Raw genomic sequence first — 12210 nt, forward strand, 5'->3', positions numbered from 1 at the left:
GTGTGTAGTGGTGTTTAGAAAGAAATTGAAATTACAAGGGAGAATAGCTGCTCCCTTGTATTGTAGTATTTTTGCTTAGAATAAATCGTCAGCGGTAACTGACTGAGTTTTCTTTGTATATTCTGTTGGACGTACGGCAAAGAAATCATCATGAGCAAGACCGAATACTTCCTCATCAAACCATTGCATTTCTTTAAGTACTTCTTTGTCTACTTCGAAAGTTGGCTTTAAACCAATTTCTGATAAACTCTTATTTAAACGGTCTCTCATGAAATGTACCAAGTGATTGATTGGTAAGAAATCAAACTCGCCATTTTCAAAGATGCCTGTAAGTAATCTTACTTCAACATCATGAGAAATCTTAGCCGCTTCATAGATACGGTTTTGTAATTCTTCAGTATTCAACTCAGGGTATTCAGCAATCATGGAGTTGTACAACCACATACCTGCTCTTGCATGTGAGTTTTCATCTTTCGCAGACCACTTAATGATATTACCAATACCTTTTAATTGGTTTTTGAATTTTTTGAATGAAAGAAGAATAGCAAACTGAGAGAATAAGTTTACATTTTCAGTGAAACAAGAGAAAATTGCAATCGACTGAAGTAAATCTTCTGGTTTTGCATTTCCTTGTGCATCAACTGTCACTTGTGATAACATTTCAAGACGTTCCATAGCTGTTTCATCTTCTAGGAATGCCTCAAAATTATCCAAATCTAACAATTCGTTTAAACGAGCGTATGCTGATGCATGTCTAGCTTCATTTTCTGCAAAAGTGATCGCCATTGCTTTAATCTCAGGCTTAGGAATAAATTGTCCGATCACACCCCAGAAATCATCCTGAACGTTTGTTTCTGTTTGTGCAAATGTCTTTAAAATATTACCAATAACATCACGCTCATGATCACTTAAGTTTGTTTTGAATTGCTGAATATCAGCATCAAAATTCACTTCTGAGTGAATCCAAAAAGTCTGATGAATTGCATCAATGAACTCTTGTGCTTTTGGGTATTCAAAAGGTTTGTAAGCTACACGTTTATCTAGTAAACTCATTGTTATATTTAAAGTTTTTAATGTAAACAACACTGACAACTAATTTGTTGCCGCACATTTGACGTTTGCTAATTTTACTTTACAAGACTCTTTGACTAAAACTTTGAAAACATTCAAAGAAGATAGATCAACGATTTGCTCTCCCTTATCCCGAAGGAGGTAAATTAAGCACACGATGGCAGGTCTTCTGGCTCGTTTTTAAGTGATGAAATTCTCCCTTCCCATACCCAAAAGATATAGTGGTTAAAAATTGAACTCATCTAAAAACTTACAGCTGCGGGAACAGCATAGGAATTACACCTATTTCCCTTTTCACTGAAGCATTCTCAACTTCACTTCAGCACCTTCGTTTTAACAAATAAATAGCCTTTTCGTGATTATTGCAAACATTTTTGATGGTAATTTTATAAAAAAAAATATTCTCAATTTTATCATTTTTTACTTGACTGAATCAAAAATTAGCGCTAATAAGAAGAGAGCTAACTACCTATCAATAATTGTACTATTCTAATATTTCAAAAAGTAACACCTGTCCCAATCAATGAAACATTTTTTGTATTACTCGTTCAAAAAAAAATATAATATATAACACAATAAATCAGGATTTGTTTTCAGAGATCACATAACGACTATATACAAAATTAAATTTGGGTTGTATCATGAAAAAAAAGCTCATTTTTAATAAAAGATTTTTTTTCATGATTCACCTTTTATTAAAAATGAGCTTAATGACTGTTTGTAAATTTCAAACAAACAGAATTATTGTCTTGATTTTTTATTCAAAAAATAATAATGATGTCATCTTAAAAAGCTTCACCAAAAGTTAGATAAATTCCGGAGCTTCCATCAGGGCCAATTCCATAGTCCGCTCTTAGTGATGCTTTGTCTTCTTCGTTAATCAGTAACCTTACACCAACACCTCCCGAAAGTTTAGTTTCTGAAAAATTAAAATCACTGCTATTTTCATAAACGTTAGCAGTTGCAACAAAGGCTGTCATTCCTAATCTCCAGAACATATGCTGTCTTACTTCTGCTTGAAAGGCGATCATATTATTATCTCTATATCTACCTTCATAGACACCTCTCATCATATTCAAACCTCCCATAAGTGCCATTTCTCTAAAAGGAACATCACCATATGTTGAGTTGTAAATACCCTGAAAAGCCACTACTGTTTTTCCTTCTTTCTCTCTACTCACATCAAAGTACTTTCTTGCATCCAAGTAAATACGTTCGAATTTATAATCGCTTCCTAAAAAAGAGTTATAGGTTTCGATTTTAGCTTCAATATAATGCCCGCCAGAAGGTGTCAATACAAGGTCTCTTGTGTCCCATTTGTACACAAATCCTAATCCTGAAAGTGAACCACCTGCATACCCAGGTATTTCAGAGACATCACCATAACTTCCATCCTCTCTTGGTCCAACACTTATATCCCAAAAATTAGCGTATCTGTATTGAAGACCAAAAAACATCTTATCTCTAATTTTTTTCAGAAACTGTTGTCGGAAATCAACTTTGGTCCAATCCATCAACTGTTCATTGCTATTTGGAGTGTCCCCACCAATACCGTAATATTTCTCTGGGTATTTAGCATACTCCCATGTTCCTTCGAATAACCAGTTTTCATCTTTGGTAAAAATAGTATGCTCCAACTTCAACCTCATTTGATTTTCTAAAGTATAGAAACCTATAAATGTTGCATTTGATGGTCTAGTAGCTAAAGTGGCATTGGGTGTTTTAAATTGAAACACACTTACTAGGCCAAACTCCCAACTTGTTTCTTGGGCATAAGCTGGGTAAGGAAAGGCGGTTATCTTCCTCTTATATAATGTATCTATTTCACTCGAAATTGAATCGTCTTGTGCTAAAATCGATGATGAAATAAATAGTGAAAATAAAATAAGTAGAAGTGATTTCGATGTTTGCATAAATATTAGTTCAGCGATAATATAAGATCGTAAATCTACTAATTTTCAGACACATTATAGGGTATTCATAAAGAAGTTTAAAATTATTGAATAGAATTGTCAAAAAAGGGAGAAAAATCGATTCCTTTTGAATAAATTTAATCTCCCAACATTATTAAAATGCTTCACCATAAGTAAGGTATAACCCAGAACTTTTATTAGGCCCAAAGCCATAGTCCGCTCGTAATGAAGCTTTATCTTTTTTATTGAAGATGAATCTAAGTCCAGCTCCTCCAGCAAGTTTTGTCTGATCGAATTGAAAGCCATTCATTTGATTATAAACATTGGCTGTAGAGACAAAACCAGTCATTCCAATTCTCCAAAATAAATGTTGCCTCAATTCAGCCTGTACCGCAAGCATATTATTATCTCGATACCTTCCTTCGTAAATTCCTCTCATCATATACATTCCTCCCATCAATGACATTTCTCTAAAAGGTACATTTCCGTTGGTAGTCTGTAATATGCTTTGAAGTGCTAAGACTGTATTTCCTTCCTTTTCTCTAGTCAAGTCAAAGTATTTTCTAACATCAAGAAAAAAACGGCGGAAACTATATTCTGATCCCATCCATGTTTCATAGGCTTCTAATTTAGCTTCTATAAAATGGCCATTAGTTGGTGCCATTACATAGTCCCTTTTATCCCATTTATAAACGAAACCAAAACCTGACATACTACCTCCTGCATATCCAGGAATTTCAGACATATCACTATATGTTCCATCTTTTCTTTTGGTCACACTAATGTCCCAATAATCAGCATATCTATATTGAAGGCCTAAAAACATTTTATAGGAAACCTTCCGAAGCACTTGTTGTCTAAAATCAACCTTTGTCCAATTGATGATTTGCTCATTGCTATTTGGAGTTTCTGCTCCAATACCGTAATATTTTTCAGGGAAAATCACATATTCCCAGGCACCTTCCAATAGCCAGTCTTCATTTTTGGTAAATACTGTATGTGCCAGTTTTATCCTCATCTGGTTTTCAATTGTATAATAACCAAATAATGTAATATTGGAGGGTCTCGTGGCCAAAGTCGCCTTGGGAACCTTAAATTGATAAATACCAGTCACTCCAAATTTCAACCGTGTTTCTACCGTATATCCGCAAAACGGGAAAGCGGTGATTTGGTTTTTGTAGACAGTATCTAGTTCATTCAAATACTCTTCTTTTTCTTGACCAAAGCTATTTATGGTGAATAAAAAAAAGAGCAATATAAAATAGTTTCTTTTATAGTAGCTCATAGCGTTAGTTGGATGAAAATATTGAGTAAAATGAGAAGTCGTTCCTTAAATGTAATAATTTTTTTGAAAAATCGTCAGCAAGAGGGATAATGAAACTTCATTTCACTACTACATCCAAATCCTTGTGATTAACTATCTTTGCTGTATGGATTTTATTTCGATAGATTTTGAAACGGCGAATGCAAAAAGAACTTCAGCTTGTTCTATTGGTATTGCAGTGGTAGAGAAAGGTAAAATTGTTGATACACAACATCATCTTATTAAACCTTTCCCGGATTATTATGCACCAAATAATGTAGCTATTCATGGTATAACACCACAAATGACATTAGATGCACCAACCTTTGAACATGTATGGTTTAAATTGTCTCCGTTATTGACAAAATATCCATTGATTGCTCATAATGCTGCTTTTGATCTGAGTGTATTAAGAAATTCTTTAGCTCTTTATGATGTTGCACCACCATCTATTGATTATTTCTGTTCGTTGATCATGTCAAGAAAAGCCTTTCCAGAATTATCATCGTATGGTTTAAGTGCTTTATCAGATCACTTCGATATCCAATTAAACCACCATAATGCTGAAAGTGATGCAATGGCTGCGGCTATCGTAGCATTGAAAATGATCGAACGACATGAAGTTGATTCTCTTTATGATTTATCAGATAAGTTAGGAACAAAGATAGGCCAACTTAAAACGGATGGTTCTTACCAATCTTTTGGTAATGGTAGACCTGAGAAAAAAAGAAAGGCATATACTTTTTCTGCACCAAAAAATCCTCAACCGAATCATCGGTTCTATAAAAAACATGTCGTTTTTACTGGCCGATTATCTGAAATGACAAGAAAAAACGCAATGCAAAAAGTAGTCAATATCGGAGGATACGTTTCTCCTGACTCTCTAACACCTCAGACAGACTTTTTAGTGTTGGGAAGACAAGACTTTGAACGCTATGGACAAGGTTTTAAATCTTCTAAAATTAAGAGTGCTGAGGTATATAGATCACAGGGTTTCCCAATATTCATTATGGGAGAAAATGAATTCTTTATGAGCTTTGATGATTAAGCCATTTGTTTTAACAGCTGGTTCCAGTAGATTTTTTGAGGTTTTTTCTCACTGTCCATCCTGTAAAAATTATTTCTTTTGAAGAGCAATTCCCCAATAGGAACCTCTTGAACAGCACTTGGATAAACTTTCTTTAGGGTAAAAATTTTATCATGATGCTTAAATTGAAAAGGTGCTTCAGAATATTTAAAAAAACAGGTAAAGGTTGAATTTGAATATTCTTCATGCAACAAACACTGATAGTACATGAATTAGTCATTTTTGTTGTATAACATCGGGCATTGTAATGGTAATGAAAATATTTGTTAATAGGTAGATTACGTAATAAAAATACCTAAAAAAGGTGAGAGCTATCTTAGTTTTGTTTAATGTTTTCATTGTTTATTTAAATTTGTGTATGCGTAATATTTTAAGTGGACTTGTCCTATTTCTAGTTATATCACTTCAAGGTTGTGATACTTCTAAGAGATCAACATTAAAAATAGCTACCTCTGCCAATATGAATTTTGTGATAAGAGAGCTAGTTCAGGAATTCAATAAAGAAACAAGTATTGAGTGTGATATTATATTAAGTTCATCAGGAAAATTATACCACCAAATAAAAGAGGGAGCTCCATACGATGTTTTTGTTTCTGCTGATATGAAATATCCTCAACAGTTATTTGAAGAAGGTAAAACATTAAAATCGCCCGATATTTATACTAAAGGAACTTTAGTCGCTTGGACAATAAAACCAATTGAATTACGCAACATGGATGATATTTTCTCAGCCAGTATCCATAAAATTGGTATTGCCAACCCCAAAACTGCTCCTTATGGTGTTGCAGCGATCTCTGCTATACATGAAGTTTTTGGCACTAACTTAGACGAAAAATTAGTGTATGGAGAAAGTATCTCTCAGATCACTCGATATGTCCATAGTGGTAGCGTAGATGTTGCCTTTACTTCTTTATTTATTGCAAATTCTCCCTCACTAAAAAATGTAGGGCATTGGGTGAAAGTGCCAAATGAACTATATCCAAAAATTAATCAAGGTGCTGTAGTAATTAAGGGCAATGATGAAGAAAATGCACAATTGTTCTTAAATTGGCTTATGAGTAAAAAAGGACAAGATATTATTGCATCATTCTCAAACTAATTTGAACAAATTCAAAGGACATATTACAGAAATTCTTGGTGATGAAAGTATCTTATTAATTAAGGTGAAAATAAATAGTGAAACATTATCCACCTTAACAATAAGTTCAACATCTTCTCCCTTAATTATTGGGCAAGAGATCCAAATTGTATTTAAAGAGACAGAAGTTTTTATGGGTAATGAATTACTTACAGAGCAGATAAGTATTCAAAATCAGTTACAAGGAACTATCACTAAAATCGCTTGGGGTACAGTGTTATGTAGAGTGTTATTAGAAACAAATATTGGTAGCATCTCCTCTGTAATTACTACACAATCAGCACAACGTCTTCAACTTCAGGTAGGAGGAAATGCAGTTGCTTTTATAAAAACTAATGAAATTATTTTAGAGTAAATGGACTGGACACCAATATTATTGACAATTCAGTTGTCTGCTATTACCACAATTATTCTTCTTGTTATAGGTCTTCCTATAGCCTATAACATATCTAAAATAAATTCTATACTTAAGCCCTTTATTGAAAGTATCATCAACTTACCCATAGTATTACCCTCCACTGTTTTGGGTTTCTACCTCTTGCTCGCTTTCAGTCCTTCCAATACCTTTGGGCAATGGATAGAAGACACCTTAGGTATCCAAGTGTTATTTTCTTTTACGGGATTAGTGATTGCCTCTGTAATTTACAGTGCACCCTTTATGATTCAATCATTACAAACTGGGTTTCAACAGATACCACAGCAATTGATTCAAGCTTCCAAAATATTGGGCAAATCAGATCTGGAAACATTCTTCCGAGTAATACTTCCCAATATGAAACATAATATCCTGAATGGAATTGTGCTCACATTTGCACATACATTAGGTGAGTTTGGTATTGTGCTTATGATCGGTGGAAGCATACCTGGAAAAACTAAAGTTGCCTCAATTGCTATCTATGAAGAAGTTGAAATGTTGAATTATACAAATGCACACCTCTATTCAATTGTATTATTAGCTATTGCATTTTGCATTCTTTTTTGCCTTTACATTATTCATCAAAAAAGTGATAATAAATTATGATTTTAATTGATGTACAACATAAATTCCCAAATAGTAATACCTCCATCAACTTCAAAATTGAAGGTGAATTACAGCGCTTTTATGGTGTCTATGGTCATTCTGGGGCAGGTAAGTCAACCTTACTAAATATCATTTGTGGTTTTATCACTCCACAAAAAGGGAAGATCATCATCAACGATGAAATATGGTTCGACGCAACCAAAAACATCAATCTCTCTCCTCAGAAGAGAAGTATAGGAATGGTTTTTCAAGACTATGCTCTTTTCCCCAATATGTCTGTAAAGGAGAATTTGGAATATGCACTTCCAAAGAAAAAAGACAAAGCAGTACTCCAAGATCTAGTTGAACTTATGGAATTAGAATCCATATTAAACCAATTTCCACCAACACTATCTGGAGGACAAAAACAAAGAGTCGCCTTAGCAAGGTCGGTCGTTCAACAACCTAAATTATTACTGCTAGACGAACCACTTGCCGCATTAGATCAAGAAATGCGTCTTCGACTTCAAGATTACTTACAACAATTACATCAACAATATCGCCTTACCACTTTTCTCATTAGTCATGACATTGCTGAGATGTACAAACTATGTCAGCAAATTATTGCTATTGATTCTGGGAAAGTTACGGCAATAAAAAGCCCTTCTGAATTTTTCCAAGGTCAAAAATCACATGGGAAATTTCAGTTCACAGCAAAAGTCCTAGATGTTATCCATCAAGATATTATGCATGTAGTATCCTTACTTATTGGGGAAGAAGTTGTAAGAGTTGTGGTTGATCCAGAACTTGGTCATACCTTAAAAAGTCATGATACAGTTGTTGTTACTACTAAAGCTTTTCAACCAATTATCCATAAAATTGGCTAAACCTCCTCTACTTTGTCTTCCTCTTTCAAATAGAATTTATCTAATTGATACTTCACAAACATTCCTTCTATTATTTCTTCCGAAAGTTCAGATGAGCCAATAAATAAAGGTCTTTTTGTCGTGTTGCTACCAGAAAGGATCATCACCGGATGTCCTTCTTTTAATAGTTTAATTTTGTTTGAGTTTAATATGACGCCTAATTCTCTTTTTAAGATTGTTCTTTTAGTTGTTTCTAAGACGAGAGAGTAGTCTAGAGCGTCATAAATAAATAACTTATCCATACTTATTGATAGTTTGATTTTAAGCAATACGCTTATTTAAGTAAAAACAGCACATGAAATTCTTTGATTTAAGTTATAAGCTAAAGAAGAAATTTCACGATTTGAACCGCTTTTTTTGATAGTTAACAATACAATATATGCACAAATTAGTAATGTTTTTTATAAATTTAATCATCATATCAATAATTTTTCAATTTAATTACAATGAAGGTAAAATTTTTAGGACATGCGTCCTTATTGATTGAAACAAAAGGTAAGAGCTTAATTGTTGACCCTTTTATTACACCCAATGAACTCGCAAAAGACATCGATATTAATACACTGAAGGCAGATTATATCCTTATTACACATGGTCATCAAGACCACGTAGTCGATGTGGATGCAATAGCTGAAAAAACTGGTGCAACAATTATTTCTAATTTTGAAATTGTATCGTATTACGGAGAAAAAGGATTCACTGGTCACCCATTAAATCATGGTGGTGCTTTCGATTTTGATTTCGGTAATCTGAAGTATGTCAATGCCATCCATTCAAGTGTTCTACCTGATGGTACTTATGCGGGTAATCCTGGTGGCTTTGTATTAAGCAACGAAGAAGGTTGTCTTTATATAGCAGGAGATACAGCTTTAACAATGGACATGAAGCTTATCCCTATGACTTCACCTAAATTAGATCTAGCGATATTACCTGTAGGTGATAATTTCACAATGGGCTATGAAGATGCTCTCATTGCATCTGATTTTATCGAATGTGACCATATTATGGGTTATCATTTTGATACCTTCCCTCCTATTGTTATTGATAAAGAAAAAGCTATTGATCTTTATAATAAGAAAGGCAAAAAATTAGTACTTCCTACAGTTGGAGATACTATTGAATTATAATCATTAAAGGTAGGTTGAAAAATCTACCTTTTTTACTATCCACACTTATCTATGAAAAAAACTAAAATTACTTATCTAGTTAGTACAGGATTCCTGTCGTTAATCATGGTTTTTTCTGCTTCTATGTACTTTTTACAAAATGAAATGATACAAGAAGCATTTACTAAACTTGGGTATCCAACGTACATCATTTATCCATTAGCAGGCTTAAAAATACTTGGACTCGTTGCCATATGGTCCCGCTCCAATTTACGCCTCAAAGAATGGGCATATGCAGGTTTTTTCTTTGACTTAGTACTAGCAGCCACTGCACATATTGCTGTAAATGACAACGAACAATTACCTGCAATAATTGCCATTGTAGCGTTATTGATCTCTTATTTTTCGGGAAAGAAATACTTTAATGAACAGTATTAATCTGATTTCAGAATGGTTGTTGATTAAAACCACCATTCTGATTTAAGTCCTAAATACTGACCAAAATCTCCAGCATTACCGGCTTCATAATATTGAGAAAGACCGTTTTGTTTTACCACATCATTATAGAAAGCTAATGTATAAACTAACCTTATGTGAGGCCTTGCCATTAGTTTTCTTTCTCCAGAAGGAACATATACAGGAGCAATAGTAAACTTATTCATCATACCTAACCCAGGATTGTATCCTACAATACCATTAGAATATTCTTCAAAGTCTCTTATCTGATAATGGTATTCAAAAATCATCTGTAACTTATCTGTAATATATAACTGAGGTCTGAATCCGATGGTAAAATCCCATTTCTCATTTGGTCGTTGATCGTTCACAAAAACTGGATTTCTTGCTCCAATGGCATACCTGAAAACAGAATATCCCATAATGCCCCATTTTTGATTGACATCCCACACAAAGTTCTCCGTAATATTCAGGCCATATGCTCCAATATATTGGCCTGTTTGATTAGGGTTCCCAAAGTTTATAAACGTTCTTGATGACCATCCATCATCTCCGGGTCCATTGGCTATTCTCGTACCATACCTTATGGATGCATTATTTAGAAAATTACCTTTTTGGTGTAAGTGCATTGCTCCAACGACAAACCCAAAATCGCTAACTCTATCTTTTATAAAAACAGGATCATCTAAAGAGTCTTTACCTGTAAAATGATACTCACCAAGAAAGTTGATGGTATTATATTTATTGAGATGATAGCGATGCTGTAATGCTAAGATATGCTTTTGTCTTCCATCTTCATACAATTCATCACCATAGGGGTTATTCGGTTGATCTTGTAGTACCAAAGAGCTCACAAATGCTAACTGTGTATTACCAACAGTAAGTCCGAAACCCTGACCTGTTAAGTTATTAAAGGTCCAGTAATCAGCCATGTCGATATTCCGATCTCTATAATATCTGCTACCTACCCATAAGTTTAATGGAACATTAAAGATGGTATCACTCACATCAAGATACATCTCTGCGAAGTTTATGACAGTATTATTGGCAATAAAGGTATTATCACCAGAGAAAGACTGTGTAGTTAAGACAAACTTAATCTTAGGTTGCTCAGGTTCCATTTCAAATAGCCGATCTATGTTGGCTACTACAGTCATTTCAATGTAGTCGTTTTCCTCAAATCTACCACCTATTGCTCCTTGACTTGATAGATTTAACCGAGAGCCTACTTTTTCTTCATAGACAGAAGAAGACACTCCTATTCTACCATAAGAATGAAATTCAAATTGTTTATTGTTTTGTATAGGTTCTTCTTCTTCCTCTTGAGCATAGAGAGATGTTACAATAGATAGAAGTAGAAATGAAAATAATAGTTTCTGCATGTGTTGAGTTTGAATTGTATTTCAATATAAAAAATTACAGATTATTTCCTATGTAGATGACTGTAAAATCTCTCACTCAACAACATAACAAAAAAAAAGAGCTCATATATTTCCATATGAGCTCTTTTTATATTTTTAGCATTAAGCTTCAGACTATGAAGTTTTTGTACAACAAGCCTTTTCGCCATTAGCTACTTTTTCTTTACAACATTTGTGCATTGCAGCCTCTTCTTTTCCCATTTTACATTCTGACTTATCTCCGCTGCTACATTTTTCACAATTTGCACATGATTCTTGTTTACAACATCCTTCTGAAGATTCTTGAGCACAGCTCATCATCGATAATGCTGCAACAATACTGATAACTTGTAGTAATCTTTTCATTTCCCTAGTTTATTTAAAATAAAAATTGTCACATCAATTTGCTTAAATATACAAAGATTCTACATTTTAGACATAAAAAAAGGCTACCAAATTGGTAACCTTCACAATACCTTTTTAAGAAATTAGCTTAAGCTAAAGCATCTTCTAGTTGATCCATTAACTTCTTAGCTACGCTTCTCGGTTTTTGAGCTTTTAATTCAGCTAAAGCAGACTTTGCCTCAGCAACTTTTTGAAATACACCTTCAGGGTTACCGTCATTTTTGAAAGAAGCTAATACCCAAGTAAGGTCGTTTACTTGTTGCTCGTATTCTCCTTTTTTGTTTAAACTCGTTAATTTTGTTAACGCCGCTTCAGCAGCAGCTACGATTTTTACTTCGCTCATGGTTATTTTTTTTGTTGCAACAGATATAATTCTGGTATCATTAACTATACAATTATACACGA

General features: G+C 33.7%; 14 protein-coding genes and 1 riboswitch. Of the genes, 7 read left to right on the forward strand and 7 right to left on the reverse strand.

Annotation, left to right across the window (positions count from 1 at the left end):
* Positions 1–75: 75 nt before the first annotated feature.
* The 3 genes from QL232_RS00250 to QL232_RS00260 form a co-directional block, all read right to left on the reverse strand.
* Entirely contained in the window at positions 76–1053 is a 978-nt protein-coding gene (locus QL232_RS00250; RefSeq protein WP_168884605.1) for a ribonucleotide-diphosphate reductase subunit beta, read from the reverse strand.
* A gap of 159 nt (positions 1054–1212) precedes the next feature.
* Positions 1213–1416, reverse strand: a riboswitch (cobalamin riboswitch).
* A gap of 440 nt (positions 1417–1856) precedes the next feature.
* A complete protein-coding gene (locus QL232_RS00255; protein ID WP_281612540.1) occupies positions 1857–2984 on the reverse strand; it encodes a BamA/TamA family outer membrane protein in 1128 nt (375 codons plus the stop codon).
* 154 nt (positions 2985–3138) lie between these two features.
* Entirely contained in the window at positions 3139–4269 is a 1131-nt protein-coding gene (locus tag QL232_RS00260) for a BamA/TamA family outer membrane protein (RefSeq protein ID WP_168884603.1), read from the reverse strand.
* A gap of 145 nt (positions 4270–4414) precedes the next feature.
* On the opposite strand from QL232_RS00260, the gene QL232_RS00265 reads away from it, so the two are divergent.
* From QL232_RS00265 to QL232_RS00285, 5 genes are all read left to right on the forward strand, one after another.
* Entirely contained in the window at positions 4415–5335 is a 921-nt protein-coding gene (locus tag QL232_RS00265; protein WP_281612541.1) for an exonuclease domain-containing protein, read from the forward strand.
* Positions 5336–5732: 397 nt separating this feature from the next.
* Positions 5733–6473 (forward strand): molybdate ABC transporter substrate-binding protein, encoded by a 741-nt coding sequence (gene modA / locus QL232_RS00270; protein ID WP_281612542.1) that lies wholly within the window; start codon positions 5733–5735, stop codon positions 6471–6473.
* Position 6474: 1 nt separating this feature from the next.
* The gene (locus QL232_RS00275) at positions 6475–6867 is read left to right on the forward strand and encodes a TOBE domain-containing protein (protein ID WP_281612543.1); all 393 of its coding nucleotides are present in this window, start codon (positions 6475–6477) and stop codon (positions 6865–6867) included.
* Positions 6868–7533, forward strand: coding sequence for a molybdate ABC transporter permease subunit (modB, locus tag QL232_RS00280; protein WP_281612544.1), 666 nt, complete (start codon positions 6868–6870; stop codon positions 7531–7533).
* Positions 7530–8399 carry an ATP-binding cassette domain-containing protein gene (locus QL232_RS00285; protein ID WP_281612545.1) on the forward strand — a complete coding sequence of 290 codons (870 nt, stop codon included), beginning with the start codon at positions 7530–7532 and terminating at the stop codon, positions 8397–8399. Before modB ends, QL232_RS00285 begins: the two co-directional genes overlap by 4 nt.
* On the opposite strand, the gene QL232_RS00290 is transcribed toward QL232_RS00285, so the two are convergent.
* Positions 8396–8680, reverse strand: coding sequence for a hypothetical protein (locus QL232_RS00290; protein WP_168884597.1), 285 nt, complete (start codon positions 8678–8680; stop codon positions 8396–8398). The genes QL232_RS00285 and QL232_RS00290 overlap by 4 nt on opposite strands.
* A gap of 204 nt (positions 8681–8884) precedes the next feature.
* On the opposite strand from QL232_RS00290, the gene QL232_RS00295 reads away from it, so the two are divergent.
* A complete protein-coding gene (locus tag QL232_RS00295; RefSeq protein ID WP_281612546.1) occupies positions 8885–9565 on the forward strand; it encodes a metal-dependent hydrolase in 681 nt (226 codons plus the stop codon).
* A 51-nt stretch (positions 9566–9616) separates the two neighbouring features.
* Entirely contained in the window at positions 9617–9982 is a 366-nt protein-coding gene (locus tag QL232_RS00300) for a DoxX family protein (RefSeq protein ID WP_281612547.1), read from the forward strand.
* A gap of 23 nt (positions 9983–10005) precedes the next feature.
* On the opposite strand, the gene QL232_RS00305 is transcribed toward QL232_RS00300, so the two are convergent.
* The 3 genes from QL232_RS00305 to QL232_RS00315 all read right to left on the reverse strand — a co-directional run bounded on the left by QL232_RS00305 (position 10006) and on the right by QL232_RS00315 (position 12148).
* Positions 10006–11382, reverse strand: a complete 1377-nt coding sequence (locus QL232_RS00305) for a carbohydrate porin (protein ID WP_281612548.1) — start codon at positions 11380–11382, stop codon at positions 10006–10008.
* Positions 11383–11535: 153 nt separating this feature from the next.
* A complete protein-coding gene (locus tag QL232_RS00310) occupies positions 11536–11766 on the reverse strand; it encodes a hypothetical protein (RefSeq protein ID WP_281612549.1) in 231 nt (76 codons plus the stop codon).
* Between the two features lie 127 nt (positions 11767–11893).
* Positions 11894–12148 carry a hypothetical protein gene (locus QL232_RS00315; RefSeq protein ID WP_168884593.1) on the reverse strand — a complete coding sequence of 85 codons (255 nt, stop codon included), beginning with the start codon at positions 12146–12148 and terminating at the stop codon, positions 11894–11896.
* Between the last annotated feature and the right edge of the window lie 62 nt (positions 12149–12210).

Source organism: Flammeovirga sp. SubArs3, assembly GCF_947387565.1.
Classification (GTDB): Bacteria; Bacteroidota; Bacteroidia; order Cytophagales; family Flammeovirgaceae; genus Flammeovirga; species Flammeovirga agarivorans.